Raw genomic sequence first — 22605 nt, 5'->3', positions numbered from 1 at the left:
AGCCACTGCTCCTTTCCCGCATATGAGTTTTTTTCCGATAAACACCTCAGGCAATTCCAATTACTTCTCAAAACCTGTCAATTCTGACAGTTACCTCAGTATCCAATGCGTGCTTGAATGAGGTCCCGAGTTTGTCATGCCTGTCGCCTCAAGAAGGAGGCACCAAGACAAAATCATACGCAACGACTGAGGAGCACAACCCATGACCACTTTAAAAAAAGACCCGCGCGATATAGCTCAAGCTACAGGAAGCGCGAGTGCGGTCATTCATTTCAAAGAGATCCGTGGTGAAGTTGACCAGAGAGCAGCTTATTTGTATTTCCTACCAAAACCTTCAAGCTTCGACAGTTACATTCAAATCACCATCCTGCGTGAGGCGCTTAACCAAGGCTCAGTCCCCTTACCCTCAGGCAATGTACAAACCTCTATCAAACTTGGCACTTCCGCCTGGAGCGCCAATACGGGAAATGTTAAATGCGACTGGGATGAAAACTTAGGCCGTGCCACAGGCTCCTTTGAATTAATCAACTCGCAAACTGAAGAATCAATATCTTCCGGTAATTTTGATGTGACATTCCCAGTTCAAAAGTAACGCACCCTCGCGGGGGCAGTAAATGCTGTAGCCCCCCTCTTGCCTCCGTATCTGTGAGCCAGATCGAAGCGCATCACAAGCGTCCATAGATCGTGAAAGCATCTGTGCGCCGATTAAAGATCGTTCAAGCGGCGATCCCCCTGCAAACCCGTGCTGTGGCTGAAAGAATCTACATTTAGCTTCTCCACTGCGGTCATCCACCACAACACAAACCCGATTTTTTCCCTATAATGCGCGGGTAAATCGGGCCTGCAATATCCCTTTACACAGGGATGAAGAGCCAGCCCTGAGGCATCCCGCGCGAGCTTGTACCTACCGCTGCGCCCCTCAAGCCTCACGCAGAGCACCCGTAGCCCTATTCCGTTTAATGCGTGCGCTAGCTGCAACAAACGATTCCTTAAGATCCACCGCGGCCCAAGGGCCGTGTGAACACCCAACCATCCGGTTTCACACGGGCACCTTTGAGCCCTCACGCAGGAGACGACACGTCATGCTGAGCTGGGACGAATTCGACAAAGAAGAAGAAGGCGAAGTAGCCGCTAAAGGCGCCAACGCCGGCCACGCCACCGAAGCCAACATGGACCGCCTCGACGGAGCCGGCGCCGCCGCCGCCATCGAAGCCCGCGCTGTCACCGCCAGTGATTCGGCCGCCATCGCACGCGCCAAGGCCGAACTGGACAAACTCGACGTCGCCGAAGGCCTCGCCGAACTCGAAGGCGCCTCCGCCCGCGTCGCCGTCGACGAAAAGCGCATGATCAACTGCCGCGCCGACCTCAACCAGCTCGTGCCTTTCAAGTACGACTGGGCCTGGCAGAAATACCTCGACGGCTGCGCCAACCACTGGATGCCGCAAGAGGTCAACATGACCGCCGACATCGCCCTGTGGAAAAACCCCGAAGGCCTGACCGACGACGAACGCCGCATCGTCATGCGCAACCTCGGCTTCTTCTCCACCGCCGACTCCCTGGTTGCCAACAACCTGGTGCTGGCCGTGTACCGCCTGATCACCAACCCCGAATGCCGCCAGTACATCCTGCGCCAGGCCTTCGAAGAAGCGATCCACACCCACGCCTACCAGTACTGCATCGAATCGTTGGCCATGGATGAAGGCGAGATCTTCAACATGTACCACGAGATCCCATCGGTCGCTAAAAAAGCCGCCTGGGGTCTGAAGTACACCCGCTCGATCTCCGATCCGAAGTTCGAAACCGGCACCGTCGACACCGACAAAGAGCTGCTGCGCAACCTGGTCGCCTACTACTGCGTGCTGGAAGGCATCTTCTTCTATTGCGGCTTCACCCAGATCCTGTCCATGGGCCGCCGCAACAAAATGACCGGCGTGGCCGAACAGTTCCAGTACATCCTGCGCGATGAGTCGATGCACCTGAACTTCGGGATCGATGTGATCAACCAGATCAAGATCGAGAATCCGCATTTGTGGGATGCCGAGATGAAGGAAGAAGCGACCCAGATGATTCTGCAGGGGACGCAGCTGGAGATTGAATATGCGCGGGATACCATGCCTCGCGGGGTGCTGGGGATGAATGCGGCGATGATGGAGGATTACCTCAAGTTCATCGCTAACCGTCGCCTGTCGCAGATTGGGTTGAAGGAAGAGTATCCGGGGACGACTAACCCGTTTCCGTGGATGAGTGAAATCATGGACTTGAAGAAAGAGAAAAACTTCTTTGAAACTCGTGTGATCGAGTATCAGACGGGTGGTGCATTGAGCTGGGACTGATTTCCAAGCCAAGTAACACTAAAGAGCCCTGACTTGTTCAGGGCTTTTTTATGCACGCTGACTGAATAGGACCCCTCCTACAAGACGATCATCCATGGAAGGGTTGATGCGAATGTCGATGTTACCTAGGCTCATCCGCCGGTGCCTAAGAAACGCCCAACGTAGAAGCAAGCCTAACTCACACAGCAAAAATTCCGCTCGATGTCAGTCATGCGGAATTCACGCTGCAATGAGGCTTGGTCGGTTGGAGTTTCTTAAAACCCCACTCTCTACGCTGGGTTCTGGCCCTTCAGAAACCACGTAGAGGTCATAGGGAATGTCCAAACAACATCAATCCAACTTACCGGTCGCCAAAGAAGCAGTCGCGGCTGAACCGTTTATCGCCATTGTTTTCACTCGTCACAGTCTTCATTTACATACTCTTCTGCTGGAAAACCAACCTTGGTTCTGCGCTCGCGATCTTGGTCGTTTGATGGGATGGCGCTTGGATGAGCGAACGACTCGCAAGCTTGATGAAGATCAAAAAAGAACCATAAACCTGCTATTCCACGGTCAGCCGGAAGAAATGTTAATGATCAGTGAATCCGGCGCCTATGCATTGCTGGTCTATCACTACATACCGGGAAACCGCTTGCTACGTAGCTGGCTGACTCACGAAGTTGTTCCGACGTTGCGAGACAATCGCCAGGCACGAACGATAGAGCGCCCCTTATTGAGCATGCTGGATTGGCCAGAGATGTCGTTGAACCTGTTGCATTGGCAGGATGAGGGCTGGATTCGTCTTCGAGACATGCCGTATTTGCTGGTGAATAGAACCTACCGGAAAGAGACCGAGAACACGCCGTGATGGCGCAAGCTCATACAATCGTTCCGAATCAGCCAGCGAGTCTACTGACGTATTCGCCCGGCGTTTCCTACGGACAAGTAAGAAATTTCGTAGACGCCATAATGGCTACTCAGTATCGTCCGAGGGTTTTCCACCCTCGGCGGCTGCATGGACATTACGAAAGACAAAACGGATTGGAGCGACGCGGAGCTGGCAGCGGCGGTCGAGGCGTATCTAAAGATGTTGGCCTGGGAAAAGAGCGGCCAACTTTTCAACAAAGCCCTCGAGAACCGGCTTCTACGCGAAGGCCCGGTGGCAGGCCGTGCGAAGGGCTCCATCGAATTCCGTATGCAAAACATTTCCACCGTGCTGGTCCGTATGGGTTGGGATCGTATTGAGGGCTATAAACCCGCCAAGAACGTGGGCTCCGGCGTAGAGCAACGCATCCGCCACGCCCTCGCTGCACAGGGCGTGTTCGAATCCGAAGACGCTGCCCAAACCGCCGATGAGCAAACGCTTATCCGCCGCGCGTCCAAACTGCAGCAGCAAACCTTCTCAAAACTCCCGGACGGCATTGCCCAACCGCAGAAGGTATCCACGTTCAGCACAGCCTTCGTTCGCGACCCGAAAGTACGCGCTTGGGTGTTGAAAGAAGCCAACGGCATCTGCGAAGGCTGCGGTTCAAACGCGCCGTTCGAGGTCGACGGTCTGCCATTTCTTGAAGTACATCACATCAAGCACCTCGCCCAGAAGGGTTCGGATCGCATCTCCAATGCTGTAGCCTTGTGCCCCAATTGCCATCAGCGTTGCCACCGGTCGAGCGATCGGGAGGCTTTCACCGAAGGGCTTTACGCCAAAATCGGAAGATTGGCACGGGAGTAGACTCCTGCTGTCACACCTGATGCACATTCGAAAAAATACTTGATAGGACCGAGGCCAACCCGTGAACCCAGACATGCTCGAAGCCGGCCCCATCGACGCCAAAGTACTCTCCGTCTTTGACTTCGACGGCACCCTCACCCACCACGACAGTTTTGTGCCCTTCCTCAAGTTTGCCTTTGGCACTGGCGCGTTTTATGGCCGGATGGTGAAGCTGGCCGTGCCGGGGCTGCGTTTTTTGGTGCGGCAGATCAGCCGGGATGAGTTGAAGGCGCAGTTGATTCGCACCTTTATGACCGGGGTGGAGAAGGCGTGGGTGCAGCAGAAGGCCGAGGAGTATTGCCAGCGCAATTGGGCGCGGTTGATGCGTCCGGCGGGGGTGTTGTCGGTGGAGCAGGAGTTGGGCTCGGGCGCGGTGGTGACGCTGTGTTCGGCGTCGCCGGCGTTGGTGTTGCAGCCATTTGCCGATCGGCTGGGGATCCGCTTGATCGGGACTGAGCTTGAGGTGGTGGACGGGGTGCTGACCGGTAAGCTCACGGGGAATAATTGCCGCTGTGAGAACAAGGTGCTGCGGCTTGAAGCGGTGTATGGGGACCTGGGGGAGTATCGGCTCAGGGCCTGGGGCGATACGCGTGGTGATCGGGAGTTGCTGGCGGCGGCGCAGGATGCGCATTTTCGGCATTTTCATGCGAAGAAGAAAAGGCGGGCTCGGTTGCAGCGGTGATGCGGGGCATGGGGATCGGCGGGGACACCGAGTCGATCCCATCGCTGCCTCGCTGGGGCTCGAGAGTTCCCACGGTTGAGCGATTTAGGCTTGAGTGTCGCGCACTAGCATGGGGTGCTTGGGGTTGAGCGATTAAACCAGGCTACCTCAATGCCTTTTGATAAAGCCCACTCTTAAAAAATTGGGCTTTTCTGCGAACGGTACCAGTCGATATCGAATTTGAGACTTACGAGCGTTTTCTATAGCCTTCAGCCGCTGCTGGATTACCTGCCTTAATTCCAGATCATCCAATCGGTCATCCTCAGACATAAAATCGTTAGAAACTAATTCGCCATTGAGGAAGTAGCTGTCCCAAGGGTTTTCTGCTGGGGTGCTGTTTTTTGTTTGAGTCATGGCATCCCTCCTATAAGTTGGCTGTAGACGATACAAGTCAGTTAGCCTGTTGCCTAGGCGGAAAATGTATCGATGCGGATGGCAGGTTCAGAGAAACACCGAGTCGATCTCTTCGCAGCCTCGCTGGGGCTCGACAGCTCCCACATTTGATCGGTGTGAGGCTGGGTTGAATCGTCACATGGGCCTGGGCCCGATCATTCGTCGCCGCTATCCGACTCTCGTTCTTCAAACGCAGATCGCACTGCTTCCACAACCCGTTCGGCCAAGGGCGCCGCGTCCAACTGCGGATAGGCTTTCTTCAATTTTCCCGATAGCTGCCAGCCATTTTCCTTTAGAGAGCGAATGACGCGGTTTGCGTCCTGGTCCGGCATTTCCAGCACGTTCTTGAGCCGCTGCTGGGCGCGCTGAAAAACGATCAACGCACGCACTTCATCAGCCATTTCTGTACGCACCGTATGCGCTACAACCTCTGCCGTATAAAGGACATGCTCGGTCAAGTCGGGATACCGCCACGCGAATTGCGCGTCCTCGTAGTCGTCGAAGACCAGGTTGCTGCGGGTGCCATCCTCGTAGACCGCGAGTTCGCCAAACCGATAGGACGCGGCGTAGCGTTGCATGAATGGCCGCGAAAATACCTCAAGCGTCCGGTCATAACGCGCCCGGAAATCAAGCGAACTGGTGATCGTGGCGGATACCGGCAGGATCACGCCATCCGGCACCGCCTTATCACGGATCAAGGTGTCGTTGATCAGAAAGCGATGGATTCGACCATTACCGTCCCGCATGGGGTGGATATACACAAAAGCGAAAGCGATTACCGCCGCCCGGGCCAACGGCTCGGCTCCCCGCGTGGCCAACTCGAATGCTTTCAGGCCGTCGAGCAGTTGCGTCAGCCCCTCAAATGGCGGCGCAATGTAGTGCACGATGTCCTCGCGCATCGTCGCCTGCCCCACGAAGACTGGCGAGCGGCGCAAGCCCAACCCGAGCGCGTCCTCACCCAGGATTCCGGCTTGCAACCTGTGCAGGGTTTCGTTGCTCAACGGATCCTCGATATCGCCACAGTACTTGGCGATCACGTGGGCAAACCGTTGGATCCTGTCGGCTTTGTCGGCCTCTCTCTCGATCAGAAAGCTGGCACGCGACTCTTTGAACGTCAGCCAACTGGCCGTACGCATCAGGATATCGGGGCCAAAGGTTTGGTTCAGCTCGCGCAGTGCCGCGCCGAGATCAAACTGCAGCGCTTCTTGTACGGCTTGGGTACGACGGACCAGAGGGCAGAACGCTGGCACACCGGGAAGGTTATCGTTAATGCGCCAGCGCCGTATCCGCAGTGGCTCAACGCGGGTCAGGTAATGCTGGGCCGAAACAGCATCGACATAGCCGCCATTGACGACATCGGGCACATCAAGATGCCTTCCGGTCAGCCACTCGTACAGGAATCCGGTACGGCGGGCGTATTGACCAAAGGGCGTTTTCCGGCACCAGGCTTCGACTGGCTCAGGGCCAACGGCGGCAAACAGGCGCGCGAGGAATTCGAGGTGGATTTCTTCGTACTTGAGTCCGAACTCGAAATGCCCTGCAAAGTCGTCTGACGGTTGGTAGCTGACGGGATACTTGCGTTCAACCCGACCATTGCTCTCGTGGCTCATGCGGGCCGTGCCAATGACCGATTCGACGCGTAGGGGCTGCGCAAGCGCGATACGGTAGCGGTCCGCGAGCACCTTGAAACCTACTTGCATTGTCGAATCCCCTAACGAGCGCTAAAAAACGATAACGATTGGAGAATAGTAGGCGAAAACGTTAATTTTGTGTTCATGAAAACGCTAACGCGCAGTTGAATCTGCTAACAATTCCATTTTTTAGGTGAAAACGCTAACGACCCCTAGAGAGGCGCTGCGGATTTATGGGTTTAACAGGATACCGAGTCCATCCCCTCGCAGCCTCGCTGGGGCTCGACAGCTCCTACATTTGAATGGTGGTGGGGCTTAGATTGGGGCTTAGCGGCCAAGTCGATCGGCATGCCGAGCCTGCAGGCGCTGCGCAGGATCATTCTGCCGCAGGCCATGCGCGTGATCATTCCGCCGGTAGGCAACGAGTTCATCAGCATGGTGAAAATGACCAGCCTGGCCAGCGTGATCCAGTACTCGGAGCTGCTGCACAACGCGCAAAACATCTACTACGCCAACGCGCGGGTCAGGATCTCATTGTCGGTTTTATTGGGGCTGTTGTGAGGGCGTCGGGACAGTTCGGCTAAGGACTTTAAATCGCCATTGTGCCGGCCGATCCATTTGTCGACGGTAGGCCGGCTTACGTTAAAGCGGCGCGCCAGCTGGCTTTTGGTGTAGTTACCAGAAAGCCAGTCAGCGACCAGTCTGATTCGTTGATTCATCGGAGACTCTTGGTTCCAGGGCATGATCAGTTACCTCCTGATCATGCGTATTAACCTGTAAACCATGTCTCCGGTTAGAAATGTAAACGATGTCCCCGGTTTGTACCGGGGCTTGCCCCCTCCCACATTGGATCTGTGTGATCTTAAGCAACAACAAGGATGCTCTCCCCCACTGTGGCCACCTACTCCCTGGTAATTCGCCGCCTGTTGATTTGCTCGGTGACCATCGTGGTCAGCCGTTCCATGACCAGCCCACTGCTGGCCCTCTGGCTGAGTACCCGCCTGGGCCTCAACCAGCAGGACATCGGTCTGCTGATGGGCGTTGCCGTGTTTATCGCCACGTTGCTCGGTCTGTACGGCGGCTATATCATCGACCGCCTGGAAAAGCGCAAGCTGCTGATCCTGGCTATGCTCTCCAGTTCCATCGGTTTTCTGTTGCTGACGTTTGCCAGCAACCTCTACCTCACCACCCTGACCCTGGTGATCGCTGAAGCCGCGTCGGCGCTGTTCCTGATCGGTTCCAAGGCGATCATCAGCGAAAACCTCGCGGTGGGTGAGCGCGCCAAAGTGTTTTCCCTGCGCTACACCCTGACCAACGTCGGCTATGCCACCGGCCCCATGGTCGGCGTGGTGATCGCCGGCCAATTGCCCTGGGCGCCGTTCCTGATCGCCAGCGCGATTGCTTTTGGCAGCCTGTTCCTGATGGTCGGCATTGCCCCGACCGCACGGGATACCCGTCATAAACCGCAAAGCTTTCTGCGCACCCTGCAGACCTTGCGCAGCGACCGCACGCTGATCCTCTTCACCAGCGGCAGTTTGTTGAGCACCATTGTCCACGGGCGCTACACCCTGTATCTGTCGCAGTTTCTACTGGTTGCCTACAAGCCCGCAGCCGCCTTGAAGATTCTGTCCGCAGTGCTGGCCTGCAACGCCCTCACGGTGATTTTGCTGCAGTACCAGATTGGCCGTTTTCTCAAACGCGAGCAGTTACGCCACTGGATTGCGCTGGGCACCTTGCTGTTTATTCTCAGGTTGATGGGGTTCAGCCTGGCCGACAGCCTGGTCAGTTGGTGCCTGGCGATGTTCGTATTCACCTTGGGCGAGATGATTATCTACCCCGCAGAATTTCTGTTTATCGACACCATCGCACCCGATGCACTGCGGGGCAGTTACTACGGCGCGCAGAACCTGGCGGCGTTTGGCGGAGCGATGAGCCCGGTGATGTGTGGGTACCTGCTGATCAATGTGACGCCGGCCAGCATGTTTTATGCCCTGGCGGCATTGACCGCAGCCGGCGGAACCCTGTGTTTCCTGAGTGGGCGACGGGTTGCAAGTTCTTGCTGATATTTGCGCAGGTTCTCGCTATTAATAGCCAAACCTCTCACGGACCCGAGCCCCATGAAATTCGACACGGCCTACAGCCTGAGTCTCGATGACAAGCTGTCGATCTATGATGTACGAGACCTGAATTTCGACGAAACCGCCGATTTCGATTCCGACACAGACCACTTTCTCTGCCCCAACGATGTCTGCCGCGCGGCGTTCGATACCGGCAATACACTGAGTACGTTCAACGCAAAGAACGTCAACTACAAGCGCACGCCGCACTTCAAGAACAAGACCGGCACCCGGCATATCGAGGGTTGCCGCTACGCCAGCGCACACCGGAACGCGGCCGGTGAAAGCGATGACGATCGCGAGGAAAACTTCCCTTCGGAGTTTGTGCTGACACGGCGCCAATACGACCGTAAGAGCCACCTGACAGGCACCGAGAACGTCGCCCTGCAAGAACCAACGAAAGCCCCTTCAAATCGCGTCGCCACATCCCACGGCAACAACGACACCACCCCGGACAAAACCAGCGTATTCGCCCACCCGGTGGAGTGCTACGTGTCAAATATCGATGACAAGGACACGCTCAAATCAATGCCGTTGAAAATCGGCGAGCACACGGCGACGTACTGGGCGTTCTTCAAAAAAATCGAATACCTGCAGGACAACAAGGGCCTGATCTACTGGGGCAGGATCAAGGCCATCAAGGACTACACCAGCAGCTTTCGCATCGACTTCGAAAAGAAGGTATGGCTCGACAAAAAGCCCTACGCCGTCAACGTCTACCTGAGCAAAAAGCTCATCGAGAACTATCGCAAGCGCACGGCTTTCCTGGAACAGATCAAGGCCGCAGCAGCCAGCGAGCAAGCGCTGTATTGCTTTTTCTATGGCGTCACGCCGCAGCTCAAGCACGTGCCAAGCAAGAAGAACCCCGAGCAAACGTTCGGGGTATTCAGTGCCAATATTGAAAACCTGGATCACCTGATCATTCGCGAGGCGCCCGGCGTGGAGTAGGCGCAAGCTGGAACGCCAGCCATTGCCCTGAGTTGATGAGCGGTAGGAACAACTGTATAAAAACACAGTATAGTTGTGCCTCCCCTGTCGAACCTGGAGAAATCCCCATGTCCTCTCTGGCAATGAGCTCTTTCGTAGAACAGCAGATCGTCCTTCATCAATTCACCGCCAAACACAGCGCCCAGGCCCGTGTCATGTTGGGCTGGAGCCGCGAAGAACTGGCCCGCCAGGCTGGCGTGGCGGTGCAGGCCGTTCAACAACTGGAGAGCCATGGCGATGTCGAGGATGAAACTCGACTGGCCCTGGCGTTTTGTCTGGAGGCCCAAGGGCTGGTGTTTTTCCCGGGGTTTGCACCCGGATGGGGAATGAGTAAACGCCGGTTCGACGTCGTATCGGCCGAGCCTGCCACACCTGGCATTATCTCCCGCTTGCTGGGCTCACCCACTGCATCAATTGACTCGCCAACGCCTCAACCGAATGGCGCGTAGAGTCCAGCCGGACCACCGGGCAACTCAGTGGTTTCAACCAGCTTTCATGCCGACGCAAACTGCGCAGGCTGTGGTTGCCGTCGTCGTAACGCGCGGCCCAGTCAAGAAATGCAGCGCTGTTTGCATGGCGGCTGCCACCTTCGAGTATCTGGTCGCCGTAGCGCTGTTGTTCTCGCACGCGCAGGCGATGCAGGCGGACGTCGGGGTCCAGGCGCAGAAAGACCACGTGGGTGAACAGCGGGATCATGGTATCCCCCCATCCGCATAGCGAGCCGGACAACACCCAACCTTCATGGCGTGCGGTGTGTTCCTGCAGCAGGCGGATGCGCTCACCTTTGGGTCGGGCAGCAGAGAACGGCTCCGGGGTTTGCTGCCAGTAATAGAAGTCCGAGTCGAAAAAGGCCACATTCAGGCGGTCGGCCAACGCCTTGCCCAGGGTGGACGTACCGGCGCCCGCAGCGCCAAGGATGTGAATTCTACAGGCCATGGTTTTCTCTCCATGACATTGAGTTCACGCCACGCCGACATCGGGCCAGCAGTGGCGCAGCCCTGTGCATTATTTGTCGGTTGACCGCACGGGGACAACCTCTGCCGTATGCCATCGGGCAGAGGTTGGATCACATTCAGACGTTGCCTGCAGGTACCTCAGCGGCGCTATCTGCCGTTACGGGTGCCGGCGTAAACGGAGTGCCGGGGAGGAATGCCGGTTCTTTGATCGCCTGTGTGGCTTGCTCATAAACGTAGGCAGCCGACAGTAATGTCGCCTCGCTGTTGGCCGCCCCGTAAAGGTAAAGTGCAGTTGGCATACCTTCATCATCCATGCCGGACGGAACGGACATTCCGGGGTAGCCTGCCGCTGCGCTGAAAAAATAATTGTTCGAGAGAAAATTCGACACCATGGCGTCGAGCTTGTGCTCTTTCATCGGATCATCGATGGTTTTCTGAAAAAGAGGGAGGACGCTCTCCCACAGCCTATCGCGCTGGTCCTGAGTCGTTTCCAGGCCATTGATAAGCTCCAACACCTTCTGGTCAGGCTCACCGGGTTGCTGGTTACGCTGATTGAATGCAATCAGCTCCGTAAGCGATTTGACGGGCAAACCTTCGCGCCCGGCAAGGTACTCTTCCAAGTGATGCTTGACGTCTGAAAACAATGCTTCGTTGTAATCGGCGTAGGTTCCCTCTTCGACGCCATCCTCAAGCGTACCCACGGGCACCAGGATCGCGCCTTGAGACCGCAACACCTCAAGCGCCTCTGAGTAATGCTTGCTGTCGGCGCGCTTCGCGGGGTCCCTTGCATCCTCTTCGGACAATTCGGGCACCGGCGTGTAGCCGATGCGCTTGCCCTTCAATGCATCTGAGCGCAGGCCTTCGGTGTAGGCGCGGGTCTCGGTCATGGCGTTGAGTGCTTCTGCCGCATCGCAGACATTGCGGGTGAATGTGCCAATCGTATCCATGTGTGAACTGGTCATGACACCCTCGGTACTCAGCAAGCCAACGGAGGTTTTCAAGCCAAAAACGCCGTTGTAGGCCGCAGGAGTAATGACCGAACCGCTGGTTTCCACCCCCAGTGCCAGCGGCACATGCCCTTGGGCAACCGCCACGGCAGAACCGGAACTCGATCCTGCCACCTGCCCTCCCAGGCGATGGGGATTGAGCGTCTGACCACCTCGCGAGCTCCAGCCATCCAGCGGCAGTTCAGAGCGGAAGTTGGACAGTTCGCTCATATTCGTTTTACCTACAACTACCACCCCCGCCCTTAGCAGGTTATCCACGACCTTGGCATTCTTTGAGGCGGCCTTTCCCACCAAAGCCCTGGAACCACCGCTTGTTTGCATACGGTCCCTGGTTTCGAACACGTCCTTGAGGGCAATGGGAACGCCGTGCAGATACCCGCGCACATGGCCTCTTTTACGTTCCAGATCGCGAGCCCTGGCATCGTTGAGGGCATCCGGGTTGGTTTCTACAAACGCGTTACCACCCTGCAGGCCACGGTCAATATTAGCGATTTGTCTGAATGAGTCCTTCACCAGCGACTCTGAGGTGACCCCGCCCTGGCTGGCCATCTCCCCTGCCATTTGACAGGCGCCCTTGAAGCCCTGCGGCGGATTTGAAAGTTCTTGCAACAGGCCTGACGCCCACCCACCTGCCGAAACGGGTCCGATCATGAAATACCCCTGTAAGTGACTGAATGAGGGCTATCTTGCGATAACCCGGCGGCAGTCTAAGAGGTTGTTCCGGCAGCGCTGTACAGCGCTAATCCTACCGCCCGGTATGATCATTCCATCAGCGCTGTAGGTGCGCTGGGTGATATCAGTTGAGCATAAGTTCGCAGTACAACCCTCACCCGCTCGCCCGCCCAGCGGGCCCCATAAAACCAAAGCCTGGCGCCGTCTTCCAGTGCCTGGCAGCCACTGGGGTAGCCGCTTGCACACGCGGCATGAAACGCCTGGCTTTGCTCGTCTGATATCAAGGCATCCAGACGATGGCGGGTCGCAAGCTCATCAATGGCCGTGCCGGATTCAAGCGGGTCGCTCGTACACTGCACGTCCACTGCCACCAACTGCACGCCCGCCTGGCGCAGGATGACGAACGCTCGCTGCAGGGTCGCACTGTGGTCGGCGGGTTCGATATGACCACCGCGTACATAGCGGCTGGCATAACCGATACGCCACCCCTCCAGTACCAGGGATGCACGCGAAGCACTGTTGTTTTGCACCAGGGGGACTTCAACCATCACGGGCTCAGTGGGGTCGACACCACTGATGGCAATCAGTGATAAGGCAGGGTCGCGCGGGGGTTTGATCATGGGCGCCAAAGCATTGTAGCCGGGTATGAGCACCGCGCCCTCAGCGCATGCGGCACCGAAGACGATAGCACCGGGGTTGGCGTTATCGGTACGCGCCGCCGTGGTGCTGGAAGAGCCAGGATCAACGCTCCCCTGCTCAACGGCGTGCGACGCCGCCGAGAAGCAGGGTATGCCCAATCGCCATAGTTTCTTGCAGTCGTCGCTCATGACAACGTCTCCCTGAAATTAAATTTCCGAGGGATCATCGCACTCCCTTCCGACGTTTGTCGCAGCGTTGAAACACCCTGAAAATACCTTTTTCCACACGCTCGTCAATTAGCCCGCAGCGTGTTCTTTTGCATCATGACTCTCTACTTCCAGCCACCACGCATGCCCTCGCTCGGGCTGGTTGAGCCTGAACGCCTGGCCCATGGCCGGGGTGGTGATCGACACATTGCGTTCCCAAGCCAGTGCCATGATGCGGTCGAACGGCTCGTGCCAGGCGTGGAACGCCAGGTCGAACGTACCGTTGTGAATTGGTAGCAGCCAACGGCCCTTGAGGTCGATATGCGCCTGCAATGTCTGCTCCGGCTGCATATGCACGTGAGGCCAGTCGACGTTGTAGGCCCCGGTCTCCATGAGGGTCAGGTCAAACGGTCCGTATTGCTCGCCGATCCGCTTGAAACCGTCGAAATACCCCGTGTCGCCGCTGAAAAAAATCCGCCGCGCGTCATCGATCATCACCCAGGAACACCACAGGGTCTGGTTGCCATCAAACAGGCCACGCCCGGAAAAATGCTGCGCCGGCGTGGCAACAAAACGAATGCTATCGACCTCGGTGCCCTGCCACCAGTCCAGTTGCCGCACTTTGCCGGCATCCACACCCCATTTGACCAGCGTGTCTCCCACCCCCAAAGGCGCCAGGAAGCAGCGCGTCTTGTCGGCCAATTGCACGACCGCCGCGCGGTCAAGGTGGTCGTAGTGATTGTGGGACAGGATCACCGCCTCCAACGGCGGCAACTCTTCAAGGCTGATAGGCGGTTGGTGGAAACGCTTGGGGCCGGCCCAACTGAACGGCGAGGCGCGCTCGGCGAATACCGGGTCGGTGATCCAGAACTTACCGCGCATTTTCAGCAACACGGTTGAATGGCCCAGGCGGAACACACTGTGGTCAGGGGCTGCCATCAGGTGTTCGCGCGTCAGGCGCTGTACCGGGATATTGCCCACAGGCCGTGTCGTACGCGGTTTGTTGAACAACATGTTCCAAAAGATACGCAATGTCTTGCCAAAGCCACCGTGCGGCACCGGCGCATCGTTATGAAAATGCCCCTGCTCCCGCTCGGCAGGCTTGCGCGCAGTGGGTGCGGGATCGAGACGGGTTGAAAGGGTGCCCATTACACAGTGACTCCTACGTCTGCGGATGAATTACACTGCACAGTGTAGTTTCTACATTGCAACAAAATCCTGAACAAGTAAACTACCGAGTGTAACTTCATCTTCGAGCCGAACGCCCTCCATGAATGCCTCCCCACGCCTCACCGACCGTAAACGCGAAGCTATCGTGACGGCGGCCATTGCCGAATTTCGCGCAAATGGCTTCGAGGTCACCAGCATGGACAGGATCGCCGCCACTGCCGGGGTTTCCAAGCGTACGGTGTACAACCACTTCCCCAGTAAAGAAGAGCTGTTTGCCGAAATCATGCACAAATTGTGGGCCAGCAGCGCCGCGCAACTGGATGTGGCCTACAGCCGCGACCAACCCTTGCGCGATCAATTGCGCCAGTTGCTGGAAGCGAAAATGAAGATGATGTCGGATACCAACTTCCTCGACCTGGCGCGCGTGGCCATTGCGGCCACCATTCATTCGCCGGCACGCGCCCAGGACATGGTCAACCGCCTGAGCGCCCGTGAAGAAGGCTTTACCCTGTGGATACGCGCCGCCCAGGAAGACGGCCGGCTGAGTGGCGACGACCCGGCGTTCGCCGCTCACCAGGTACAAAGCCTGCTCAAGGCCTTCGCATTCTGGCCGCAGATTACCCTTGGCCAACCTACCCTCGATACAGCGTCCCAGGCCCATGTGATCGAATCGGCGATCGATCTGTTCCTGGCAGGTTATGAGGTCAATGCTCACCGCTGACGGTACGCCGTCCGGCCTGAGTCGTCTTACAACGCTTCGTCTGAATTTTCTTCCGCCAGCCTGCCGCGATAGCATAATGCCGCCATTGGTCGCATGATCATGAAATACGCCCCCAAAGCGGCGAACTTCTTGGCTGGCCGATCACTCTGAACCCGTTGTTCCACCCCTCTGTCAGCACAAGGAAGCTGGCAATGAGCAAGTCAACCGTAAGGCCCAGATGCCCTACGGGGTCAGGCGCATCTACATGGAATCCTCATACGCATGCCTGCTCGAGCTTCCGACCATGCTATTCAATGCTTACAAAAAAACCATCACCGCCTTGCAACACACCAATGCCCAACAAGCCAGCCTGCTGGACGCGATCGAGCGCTCCATGGCGGTCATCGAATTCGACACGCAGGGCACGGTGCTGCGCGCCAATGACAATTTCCTCAAGACCATGGGCTATCGCGCCGAACAGATCCTGGGCCAACCCCACCGCCTGTTCTGCACACCGGCGTTCGCCCGCAGCGCCGAGTACAACCAGCTGTGGACGCATCTACGCAACGGCCAATTCGAGTCGGGCACCGTTGAGCGAGTGGGCGCCAATGGCCAATCGGTGTGGCTGGAAGCCAGTTACAACCCGGTAAAGGATGAAGCCGGGCGCGTGATCAAAGTGGTGAAATACGCGTTGGACGTCACCCCGCGCCTGCAGGCCGAAAGTGAAGCCAACGCCAAGCTGCAAGCCATCGACCGCGCCATGGCGATGATCGAGTTCAACCTCGATGGCACCATCATCACCGCCAATGCGAACTTCCTGCAGCGCATGGGCTACAGCCTGGCGCAGATCCAGGGCAAGCATCACCGCCTGTTCTGCACACCCGAGCTGGCCGGCAGCGCCGCCTACAGCGAATTCTGGAAACGTCTGAACCAGGGTGAACTGTTCAACGGCCAGTTCGAGCGCGTGGACAAACACGGCAACACGCTGTGGCTCGAAGCCAACTACAACCCGGTGTACGACGCCAGCGGGCGTCTGTGCAAGGTGGTGAAGTTTGCGTCGGACGTCACCGCCCGTGTGCAACAGCATGCCGCTGACGCGCAAAGCGCTGCGCAGGCGTATCACCTGTCGCTCAATACCCAGGACATGGCCGAAAAAGGCGCCGACGTGATTCAGAAAACCGCCACCGGCATGCGCGAAATCGCCGTGGATATTGACGCTTCCTCGCAACTGATCGCCAAGCTGGGCGAGCGGTCGCAGCAGATCACCACCATCGTCAACACCATTCGCGGGATCGCCGACCAGACCAACCTGCTGGCCCTCAACGCCGCCATCGAGGCCGCCCGCGCAGGCGAGCAAGGCCGTGGCTTTGCCGTGGTCGCCGATGAGGTCCGCCAATTGGCGGCGCGCACCAGCGGCTCCACGGCGGAAATTTCCGGCATGATCGCCATGATCCAGGACGAAACCCGCCAGGCCATCGACAGCATGGACGCCACCCGCGACCGTGCGGCTCAGGGCGTGGAGCTGGCCAACCAGGCCGGTACGGTGATCCTGCAGATTCGTGAAGGCACCAGCGAGGCGGTGCAGGCGGTGAGCGCGTTCGCCAACGAGCGGGGCAATCGCTGACGGCTTCTTCATGTGCCTGGCCGGGAGGCTCGGTCTATAGTGCGTAAGCCCTACGCCATCGACTCGAGCCTGCCATGACCTCAGATAAACCCGACCCGATCCCTGTCGACCACCTGCGTTTCCATCGCCACCACGCTCACCTGGCGCCGACCTTTGGCAACGATACCTTTGCCCTCAAGGCCGAAGCCTTCGCGCGCTTCTTTGGCACCCCAACGTTCCTTGGCGCGCAAACCGCCATTGTGGTGCTGTGGGTGGTGCTGAACGCGACCGGCGTCACCCACTTCGACGTCTACCCCTTCATCCTGCTCAACCTGGCCTTCAGCCTGCAATCGGCCTATGCCGCGCCGCTGATCCTGCTGGCCCAGACGCGCCAGGCAGCACGCGACAAAGCCCAGTCCGACGCCGACGCGCAGCACCGCGAAGCTCTGGCCACGGCCAATACCGCACGCCAGGCCCAAGCGGAACAGACCACCCAACAGCTGCTGGAGCTGTTGGAGCAGAACACGCGGTTGACGCAAATGACCAAACAGCTGACCGAGCGTATCGAAACCCTGACCAGTGAAATGCATGAGCACTTTGTGCGCAAAACCTAACGGCGCAGCCAGCGCACGTGTCGCCCCAGCTCATCAAACAGCGTCACCACCGAACGCAACGCCCGGCAATCAGGGCGCGTCAACAGCCACAGCGCCGTGTCATGTCCTGCCAAAGCGGGGCCCAGCCGTTGCAAGCCGTCGTCGATCAGGAAATCCGGCAACGCCGCCACCCCAAGCCCGGCGCGTACCAATGCCGTCACCGACTGCATGCTGTTGCAGCGATAACCGGGACGCACGCCCGGCAGATGCTCACGGCGCCAGGCCACGGTGGGGTGGTCGGGCAAAAAGTCATCCGGCGCAATCCAGGTCAGGTCGGCCAGTTCATGGCCTGCATGCCGACGGGCATAGTCGGCACTGGCGCACACCTGATACGTCACCGTGCCCAGGCAACGTCCGACAAGATGCTCCGGCGGGTTCATGGTCAGGCGCAGCGCGATATCCGCATCGCGGCGGCTGAGGTTGGCGAAATCGTTGGAGGTGCTCAGCTCCAGGATCAACGCCGGATAGTCCGCCATGAAGCCGGCCAGGGCGGGTAGCAACAGACCTTGCAGCACCGAGTCGGAACAGGTCAGGCGCACCGTGCCGCTGATCACTTCACCGCCCTGCTCCACACCGATGCGTGCAGCCTCCAGGGCAAGCTCTGCGCGCTCGGCCTGTTGCGCCAAGTGGTTGGCCAGACTGGTAGGCAGATAGCCGGCGCGGCTTTTTTCAAACAGCGGTTGGCCCAGGGCTGCTTCCAGGCGCCGTACTGCGCGGAACACCGTGGACACATCCACGCGCAGCAACCCCGCCGCCCGCGCCAGCGTGCCGCCACGCAACAGAGCGAGGACCAGCGACAGGTCGTTATAGTCGAGCTGATAGTGCGTGGATGCATTGACCATGTGGGAAAACGCCAATATCGATTGCGTGAGCGCCAATCTATAGTGCCCACCAGGACACCACAAGCCATGGGATGCACACGATGAACGACACCCCGCTGCACCTCGCTCTGATCGGCGATTACAACCCCGACGTGATTGCACACCAAGCCATTCCGGTAGCGCTGCAACAAGCGGCCCAAGCCCTGGAACTTGACGTCAACCTGCACTGGCTCGGCACCGACACCCTCACCTCCACGGCCTCGCTGCACGGGTTTGACGGCTTCTGGTGCGTGCCTGCCAGCCCTTACCGCGACATCGAAGGCGCGCTGCGAGCCATCCGCTTTGCCCGCGAACAGCGGCGACCTTTCCTCGGCACCTGCGGTGGTTTTCAGCACGTGGTACTCGAATATGCCCGCAACGTGCTGGGATGGGCGGATGCCGAACACGGCGAGTTGGTACCGGACGCCGAACGTGCGGTCATTACGCCATTGAGCTGTGCGCTGGTGGAAGCCAGCGACACCGTGCGCCTGCTAGCCAATACGCGTATCGCCCAAGCCTACGGCAGCCTGGATATCCACGAAGGTTATCGTTGCAGCTACGGTATCAATCCAGAGTTCGCTCACGCACTGCTCGACGGGGAGTTGATCCCCGGCGGCCATGACGCGGCTGGCGAGCTTCGCGCGATAGAGCTGCTGGGCCATCCTTTTTTCGTCGCCACCCTGTTCCAGCCCGAACGTGCCGCCCTCAAAGGCACCACGCCGCCGCTGGCGATAGCCCTGCTCAAGGCGTGCCGGGAGGCCTCGGCATGATCGCCAGGACACCGGCAGCGCCTTACTACGCAGTTATTTTCAGCTCACTGCACACCGATGGCGACCAGGGTAGGGCGATTACACAGGCCTAGCTGACCAGGCTACGCAACGCACTGATCTGCGGGATCTCGACCCGGCGCATATACACCCGCAACGGTTCGCTGATGTTGAGCCGGTCGTCGATATTCTGCTCCAGCAGTAACTGAATGCGCGCGCGTGACAGGATCATGCTGTGGTCGGCAGCCGGGACCCAGACGAACTCGGCGGTGGGAATGATGCCGTCATCGGCCACGTCCATGCCGAAGGCATCTTCGCTGAAACGCACGATGTACTGGCCAGTCTTGCGATTCAGGCCAACAAAACCGTGGAGTTGGTCGGCGGCCTGGCAGATAAGCTCGGAAGTGATGCGCATGGTAAACCTCACTGAAAAGTCCCACAGGGACTGGAAAGATGGTTTACACGCGTGGCAAAAAATACCGCCCTCTGACGGGGCAGCTGCGGCCAAGAGTACTGCAATACATCACAGAAAAACCCTAAAAGTTGGTCCGCGCGCAGGTTAATGTCGGTTTGGTGATAGCGCCTTTCGCAATCAATTGTTAAAAAGGACGCCTTCTCAAAGTTACCTCCACGAAAGGACTTCCCATATGCCTGTCACGTTAACCAACGGCCTGGTGCGCACCACGATAGGGAGTGCCGTGCTGCTGGCGCTGATGCTCGGCCTTGCTCCCGCACAGGCTGCCGACCCGATCAGCCCGGCTGAATTGGCGACAAACGAAGGCATCCCCTACCCTGCGGTGATCGCCCACCGTGGCGCGTCCTATGACGCCCCCGAGTCCACCGCCGCCGCTTACAAGGTCGCGCGCGACCTGGGCGCCGACTACCTGGAACTGGACCTGCAGCGCAGCAAGGACGGCGTATTGTTCGCCCTGCACGACAACAACCTGCAGCGCACCACCGACGTGGCGACCAAGTTCCCCGAGCGCAAAGACGCGCCGGCCAACGAATTCACCTGGAAAGAACTGCAAAGCCTGGACGCCGGCAGCTGGTTCAACGCCGCCTACCCGGACCGTGCACGCCCGGGTTTCGTCGGCCTGAAAATCCAGAGCCTGGATGACATCATCAAGATCGCCGAAGGCAATCCGCAACATAAGCCGGGCCTGTACATCGAGACCAAGGAGCCCAAGCAATTCCCGGGCATCGAGGCCGACCTGAAAAACAAGTTGCTCGACAAGGGCTGGTTGAGCTCCGCCGGCTCCAAGCTGGGCAAGAGCAACACCGGCGTCGGCCAGGGCAAGGGCCGTGTGGTGCTGCAAACCTTTGAGGTGGCCAGCCTGAAAGAACTGCAAAAAGAAATGCCCAACACGCCGAAGATCCTGCTGTTGTGGGTCGGTGAAGGCAGCATTGAGCCCAAGTCCAAGGTGACGTTCGCCGAGTCCGGCGAAGCGACCAAAGCGGCCTATTACGCCAAGCAGGAACCGAAAGACGCGGCCGAATTCGAAAAATGGGTCGACCAGGCCAAAAGCCTCGGCGCCATCGGCACCGGCCCTTCGGCAGAGCTGACCGACCATGGCGACCAGAGCTACACCGACCTGGTCAAGCCTGAGATGAACAAGCTGACCCACGACAAGGGCCTGTTGGTGCATGTGTACACCGTGGATGAGCCGGTCGACTTCGACAAGGTGATGAAGGCCGGTGTCGATGGCATCTTCACCAACCGTGCCGCCGAACTGTTGAAGTTCTACAAGCGCTGGCCGTCGTCCAGCGTGCAGGACCTGCTGAGCGATCATAAATACTGAGGCGTTGGTGTCAGTGAGCCATTAAGGATGAGTTAAGTTGCGCCGGTTAATCTGGCGCCACTTAAACAGCTCAACCAGAAGGACACACACCATGAAAACCCTGACCGCTTTGTTCGCCGCCACTGCCCTGACACTGACTGCGGGCCTGGCCCAGGCGGATATTCGTCCGGACCAGATTGAAGGCCTGCTCAAGTCCGGTGCCGTGATGCCATTCGAAAAACTCAACGCTGCGGCCGTGGCCAAACACGCTGGCGCAACGATCAACGACACCGAGTTGGACCACAACAACAGCGGCGTACTGGTCTATGAAGTTGACCTGACCGACACCGCCGGCAAGAACTACGAAGTGAAGCTCGACGCCAAGACCGGCGCTGTGCTGGAAGACAAACTCGATACCTGAGTGACCTGAGTTGAATTGCCAGAAAACGCGCCACCTTCGGGTGGCGCTTTTTTTATGGGCGCGCGCCGTGCTGTCACATAATCGTCATCACGCCTTGCAATGATTCGAGCATGCGAACCTGTGAAATATCCTACAGGCGCTTTCTGTGCGAGCCCCCATGAACCACAGCATTGACCACGCCCACCAGGATCCCGACCTGTTTGGCCTGCTTTACGGTTTCCGCTTTCTGCCCGGCGAAAAAGGCCAGCAGATTGATTCCGCTACCGCCCTGCAATGCCTGCAACAACCCGGTGACCCGCAGGAATTTCTCTGGCTGCACCTGAACCTGGCCCATGCCGCCTGTGAGCGCTGGATGCAAGCGCACCTGGAACTGCCGGAGGAATTCTTCGAAGCGCTGCACGAAGGTTCGCGCTCCACGCGCATCGAGCATGTCGATTCGGCCCTGCTGGCGGTGGTCAACGATGTGGTGTTCAACTTCAGCAGCATGGTCTCCTCGGATATATCCACCTTGTGGGTGTGCGCGCGCAGTCGCTTGCTGATCAGTGCGCGCCTGCAACCGCTGCACTCGGTGGATAAGTTGCGCTCGTCGGTGAAGGCCGGTGAACGTTTTCGCTCGCCGCTGGAGTTGCTGGTGCATTTGCTGCGCGACCAGGGCGAAGTGCTGACGCAGATCGTGCGCAAGACCAGCCTCAGCGTCGATCATATCGAAGACCAGTTGCTGTCCTCGCGCCTGTCCACCAACCGCGCCGAACTCGGTGCCGCGCGCCGCGTGCTGGTGCGCTTGCAACGCCTGCTGGCGCTGGAACCGGGTTCGCTGTTGCGCCTGCTCAACCGGCCGCCGCAATGGCTGCAAAAGGAAGACGTGAAGGAGCTGCGCAAATCCACCGAAGAGTTCGCGCTGATCATCAACGACCTGACGGCCCTGGGCGAACGCATCAAGCTGTTGCAGGAAGAGATCGCCGCCAATCTCAACGAGCAGAGCAACCGCACGCTGTTCACCCTCACGGTGGTGACGGTGCTGGCGCTGCCGATCAACATCATCGCCGGCTTTTTCGGCATGAATGTGGGCGGGGTGCCGCTGTCCCAGGACCCGGAAGGCTTTTGGATACTGGTCGCGCTGGTGGCAACCTTCACCCTGATTGCCGGGCGCTGGGCATTCAGAAAGCGTAAGGACTTGATGAATTGAAAGGCACTCCCCACCTGAACACTGACCTGCCGCAGCATCTCTGTAACAATTTGCAATG

23 protein-coding genes and 3 pseudogenes are annotated in these 22605 nt (G+C 58.4%); 17 read left to right on the top strand and 9 right to left on the bottom strand.

Annotated features, from left to right (window positions below; all coding sequences use genetic code 11):
* The first annotated feature begins 202 nt into the window (after positions 1-202).
* The 5 genes from BFQ00_RS29520 (at position 203) to BFQ00_RS26770 (ending at position 4762) form a co-directional block, all read left to right on the top strand.
* On the top strand, positions 203-592 hold the full coding sequence (locus tag BFQ00_RS29520) for a hypothetical protein (protein WP_130184276.1): 390 nt from the start codon (positions 203-205) through the stop codon (positions 590-592).
* 490 nt (positions 593-1082) lie between these two features.
* Positions 1083-2333 (top strand): ribonucleotide-diphosphate reductase subunit beta, encoded by a 1251-nt coding sequence (locus BFQ00_RS26785; protein ID WP_065935234.1) that lies wholly within the window; start codon positions 1083-1085, stop codon positions 2331-2333.
* Between the two features lie 316 nt (positions 2334-2649).
* A complete protein-coding gene (locus tag BFQ00_RS26780; protein ID WP_065935233.1) occupies positions 2650-3180 on the top strand; it encodes a BRO-N domain-containing protein in 531 nt (176 codons plus the stop codon).
* A 147-nt stretch (positions 3181-3327) separates the two neighbouring features.
* Positions 3328-4041, top strand: a complete 714-nt coding sequence (locus BFQ00_RS26775; RefSeq protein ID WP_065935232.1) for an HNH endonuclease — start codon at positions 3328-3330, stop codon at positions 4039-4041.
* Positions 4042-4114: 73 nt separating this feature from the next.
* Positions 4115-4762, top strand: coding sequence for an HAD-IB family hydrolase (locus tag BFQ00_RS26770; protein WP_065887762.1), 648 nt, complete (start codon positions 4115-4117; stop codon positions 4760-4762).
* Positions 4763-4909: 147 nt separating this feature from the next.
* Here the strand turns inward: BFQ00_RS26770 and BFQ00_RS26765 are convergent, their stop codons facing one another.
* On the bottom strand, positions 4910-5155 hold the full coding sequence (locus BFQ00_RS26765) for a hypothetical protein (protein ID WP_065935231.1): 246 nt from the start codon (positions 5153-5155) through the stop codon (positions 4910-4912).
* Between the two features lie 194 nt (positions 5156-5349).
* A complete protein-coding gene (locus BFQ00_RS26760; RefSeq protein WP_065935230.1) occupies positions 5350-6894 on the bottom strand; it encodes a Fic family protein in 1545 nt (514 codons plus the stop codon).
* A 261-nt stretch (positions 6895-7155) separates the two neighbouring features.
* On the opposite strand from BFQ00_RS26760, the pseudogene BFQ00_RS26755 reads away from it, so the two are divergent.
* Positions 7156-7380, top strand: a pseudogene (locus BFQ00_RS26755) (ABC transporter permease subunit); the annotation flags it as partial.
* Here the strand turns inward: BFQ00_RS26755 and BFQ00_RS28785 are convergent.
* Positions 7335-7568, bottom strand: a pseudogene (locus tag BFQ00_RS28785) (helix-turn-helix domain-containing protein); the annotation flags it as partial. The pseudogenes BFQ00_RS26755 and BFQ00_RS28785 sit on opposite strands and share 46 nt — an antisense overlap.
* Before the next feature lie 150 nt (positions 7569-7718).
* Between BFQ00_RS28785 and BFQ00_RS26750 the strand changes: the two are divergent.
* The 3 genes from BFQ00_RS26750 to BFQ00_RS28780 all read left to right on the top strand — a co-directional run bounded on the left by BFQ00_RS26750 (position 7719) and on the right by BFQ00_RS28780 (position 10378).
* On the top strand, positions 7719-8888 hold the full coding sequence (locus tag BFQ00_RS26750) for an MFS transporter (RefSeq protein WP_065935228.1): 1170 nt from the start codon (positions 7719-7721) through the stop codon (positions 8886-8888).
* 54 nt (positions 8889-8942) lie between these two features.
* Positions 8943-9890 (top strand): hypothetical protein, encoded by a 948-nt coding sequence (locus BFQ00_RS26745; RefSeq protein WP_065935227.1) that lies wholly within the window; start codon positions 8943-8945, stop codon positions 9888-9890.
* 107 nt (positions 9891-9997) lie between these two features.
* Entirely contained in the window at positions 9998-10378 is a 381-nt protein-coding gene (locus tag BFQ00_RS28780; protein WP_083227436.1) for a helix-turn-helix domain-containing protein, read from the top strand.
* Here the strand turns inward: BFQ00_RS28780 and BFQ00_RS26735 are convergent.
* The 4 genes from BFQ00_RS26735 to BFQ00_RS26720 form a co-directional block, all read right to left on the bottom strand.
* Positions 10308-10865, bottom strand: a complete 558-nt coding sequence (locus BFQ00_RS26735) for an AAA family ATPase (RefSeq protein ID WP_065935225.1) — start codon at positions 10863-10865, stop codon at positions 10308-10310. The genes BFQ00_RS28780 and BFQ00_RS26735 overlap by 71 nt on opposite strands.
* A gap of 136 nt (positions 10866-11001) precedes the next feature.
* Entirely contained in the window at positions 11002-12453 is a 1452-nt protein-coding gene (locus BFQ00_RS26730; RefSeq protein ID WP_065935224.1) for an amidase family protein, read from the bottom strand.
* Between the two features lie 200 nt (positions 12454-12653).
* A complete protein-coding gene (locus BFQ00_RS26725; protein WP_170827595.1) occupies positions 12654-13391 on the bottom strand; it encodes a hypothetical protein in 738 nt (245 codons plus the stop codon).
* 108 nt (positions 13392-13499) lie between these two features.
* On the bottom strand, positions 13500-14558 hold the full coding sequence (locus tag BFQ00_RS26720; RefSeq protein WP_065935223.1) for an MBL fold metallo-hydrolase: 1059 nt from the start codon (positions 14556-14558) through the stop codon (positions 13500-13502).
* 121 nt (positions 14559-14679) lie between these two features.
* On the opposite strand from BFQ00_RS26720, the gene BFQ00_RS26715 reads away from it, so the two are divergent.
* The 3 genes from BFQ00_RS26715 (at position 14680) to BFQ00_RS26705 (ending at position 17496) form a co-directional block, all read left to right on the top strand.
* The gene (locus tag BFQ00_RS26715) at positions 14680-15300 is read left to right on the top strand and encodes a TetR/AcrR family transcriptional regulator (RefSeq protein WP_065935222.1); all 621 of its coding nucleotides are present in this window, start codon (positions 14680-14682) and stop codon (positions 15298-15300) included.
* A 283-nt stretch (positions 15301-15583) separates the two neighbouring features.
* The gene (locus tag BFQ00_RS26710) at positions 15584-16903 is read left to right on the top strand and encodes a methyl-accepting chemotaxis protein (protein ID WP_065935251.1); all 1320 of its coding nucleotides are present in this window, start codon (positions 15584-15586) and stop codon (positions 16901-16903) included.
* A gap of 74 nt (positions 16904-16977) precedes the next feature.
* Entirely contained in the window at positions 16978-17496 is a 519-nt protein-coding gene (locus BFQ00_RS26705; protein WP_065935221.1) for a DUF1003 domain-containing protein, read from the top strand.
* Here the strand turns inward: BFQ00_RS26705 and BFQ00_RS26700 are convergent.
* Positions 17493-18377, bottom strand: coding sequence for a LysR family transcriptional regulator (locus BFQ00_RS26700; protein WP_065935220.1), 885 nt, complete (start codon positions 18375-18377; stop codon positions 17493-17495). The two genes, BFQ00_RS26705 and BFQ00_RS26700, sit on opposite strands and share 4 nt — an antisense overlap.
* An 80-nt stretch (positions 18378-18457) precedes the next feature.
* Between BFQ00_RS26700 and BFQ00_RS26695 the strand changes: the two genes are divergently transcribed.
* Complete coding sequence (locus BFQ00_RS26695; protein WP_065935219.1) at positions 18458-19165, top strand: CTP synthase C-terminal region-related (seleno)protein; 708 nt, start codon at positions 18458-18460, stop codon at positions 19163-19165.
* Positions 19162-19236 (top strand): annotated as a pseudogene (locus tag BFQ00_RS30225) (antibiotic biosynthesis monooxygenase); the annotation flags it as partial. The gene BFQ00_RS26695 and the pseudogene BFQ00_RS30225, both read left to right, overlap by 4 nt.
* 17 nt (positions 19237-19253) lie before the next feature.
* Here BFQ00_RS30225 and BFQ00_RS26690 read toward each other — a convergent pair.
* Positions 19254-19577 (bottom strand): DUF2025 family protein, encoded by a 324-nt coding sequence (locus tag BFQ00_RS26690; protein ID WP_065895009.1) that lies wholly within the window; start codon positions 19575-19577, stop codon positions 19254-19256.
* Between the two features lie 232 nt (positions 19578-19809).
* Here BFQ00_RS26690 and BFQ00_RS26685 point away from each other — a divergent pair, with 232 nt between their 5' ends.
* From BFQ00_RS26685 to BFQ00_RS26675, 3 genes are all read left to right on the top strand, one after another.
* Positions 19810-20961: a glycerophosphodiester phosphodiesterase family protein gene (locus BFQ00_RS26685; RefSeq protein WP_065887746.1), complete on the top strand. Its 1152-nt coding sequence runs from the start codon at positions 19810-19812 to the stop codon at positions 20959-20961.
* A 91-nt stretch (positions 20962-21052) separates the two neighbouring features.
* Positions 21053-21361 (top strand): PepSY domain-containing protein, encoded by a 309-nt coding sequence (locus BFQ00_RS26680; protein WP_065887745.1) that lies wholly within the window; start codon positions 21053-21055, stop codon positions 21359-21361.
* 157 nt (positions 21362-21518) lie between these two features.
* Positions 21519-22547, top strand: a complete 1029-nt coding sequence (locus BFQ00_RS26675) for a transporter (RefSeq protein WP_065887744.1) — start codon at positions 21519-21521, stop codon at positions 22545-22547.
* The last annotated feature ends 58 nt before the right edge of the window (positions 22548-22605 follow it).

Source organism: Pseudomonas sp. 28 E 9 (assembly GCF_900004785.1).
Taxonomy (GTDB): domain Bacteria; phylum Pseudomonadota; class Gammaproteobacteria; order Pseudomonadales; family Pseudomonadaceae; genus Aquipseudomonas; species Aquipseudomonas orientalis_A.
Note: the sequence above shows the minus strand (reverse complement) of the source record. Positions and strands in the feature narration are given on the sequence as shown.

Excerpts from the sequence above, each read along its gene's own strand:
- BFQ00_RS26765 (WP_065935231.1), bottom strand. The coding sequence starts at position 5,155 with ATGACTCAAACAAAAAACAGCACCCCAGCAGAAAACCCTTGGGACAGC.
- BFQ00_RS29520 (WP_130184276.1), top strand. The coding sequence starts at position 203 with ATGACCACTTTAAAAAAAGACCCGCGCGATATAGCTCAAGCTACAGGA.
- BFQ00_RS26745 (WP_065935227.1), top strand. The coding sequence starts at position 8,943 with ATGAAATTCGACACGGCCTACAGCCTGAGTCTCGATGACAAGCTGTCG.
- BFQ00_RS26680 (WP_065887745.1), top strand. The coding sequence starts at position 21,053 with ATGAAAACCCTGACCGCTTTGTTCGCCGCCACTGCCCTGACACTGACT.
- BFQ00_RS26770 (WP_065887762.1), top strand. The coding sequence starts at position 4,115 with ATGCTCGAAGCCGGCCCCATCGACGCCAAAGTACTCTCCGTCTTTGAC.
- BFQ00_RS26690 (WP_065895009.1), bottom strand. The coding sequence starts at position 19,577 with ATGCGCATCACTTCCGAGCTTATCTGCCAGGCCGCCGACCAACTCCAC.
- BFQ00_RS26705 (WP_065935221.1), top strand. The coding sequence starts at position 16,978 with ATGACCTCAGATAAACCCGACCCGATCCCTGTCGACCACCTGCGTTTC.
- BFQ00_RS26715 (WP_065935222.1), top strand. The coding sequence starts at position 14,680 with ATGAATGCCTCCCCACGCCTCACCGACCGTAAACGCGAAGCTATCGTG.
- BFQ00_RS26725 (WP_170827595.1), bottom strand. The coding sequence starts at position 13,391 with ATGAGCGACGACTGCAAGAAACTATGGCGATTGGGCATACCCTGCTTC.
- BFQ00_RS26700 (WP_065935220.1), bottom strand. The coding sequence starts at position 18,377 with ATGGTCAATGCATCCACGCACTATCAGCTCGACTATAACGACCTGTCG.
- BFQ00_RS26760 (WP_065935230.1), bottom strand. The coding sequence starts at position 6,894 with ATGCAAGTAGGTTTCAAGGTGCTCGCGGACCGCTACCGTATCGCGCTT.
- BFQ00_RS28780 (WP_083227436.1), top strand. The coding sequence starts at position 9,998 with ATGTCCTCTCTGGCAATGAGCTCTTTCGTAGAACAGCAGATCGTCCTT.
- BFQ00_RS26785 (WP_065935234.1), top strand. The coding sequence starts at position 1,083 with ATGCTGAGCTGGGACGAATTCGACAAAGAAGAAGAAGGCGAAGTAGCC.
- BFQ00_RS26780 (WP_065935233.1), top strand. The coding sequence starts at position 2,650 with ATGTCCAAACAACATCAATCCAACTTACCGGTCGCCAAAGAAGCAGTC.
- BFQ00_RS26735 (WP_065935225.1), bottom strand. The coding sequence starts at position 10,865 with ATGGCCTGTAGAATTCACATCCTTGGCGCTGCGGGCGCCGGTACGTCC.
- BFQ00_RS26675 (WP_065887744.1), top strand. The coding sequence starts at position 21,519 with ATGAACCACAGCATTGACCACGCCCACCAGGATCCCGACCTGTTTGGC.
- BFQ00_RS26775 (WP_065935232.1), top strand. The coding sequence starts at position 3,328 with ATGGACATTACGAAAGACAAAACGGATTGGAGCGACGCGGAGCTGGCA.
- BFQ00_RS26695 (WP_065935219.1), top strand. The coding sequence starts at position 18,458 with ATGAACGACACCCCGCTGCACCTCGCTCTGATCGGCGATTACAACCCC.
- BFQ00_RS26710 (WP_065935251.1), top strand. The coding sequence starts at position 15,584 with ATGCTATTCAATGCTTACAAAAAAACCATCACCGCCTTGCAACACACC.
- BFQ00_RS26730 (WP_065935224.1), bottom strand. The coding sequence starts at position 12,453 with ATGGCAGGGGAGATGGCCAGCCAGGGCGGGGTCACCTCAGAGTCGCTG.
- BFQ00_RS26685 (WP_065887746.1), top strand. The coding sequence starts at position 19,810 with ATGCCTGTCACGTTAACCAACGGCCTGGTGCGCACCACGATAGGGAGT.
- BFQ00_RS26720 (WP_065935223.1), bottom strand. The coding sequence starts at position 14,558 with ATGGGCACCCTTTCAACCCGTCTCGATCCCGCACCCACTGCGCGCAAG.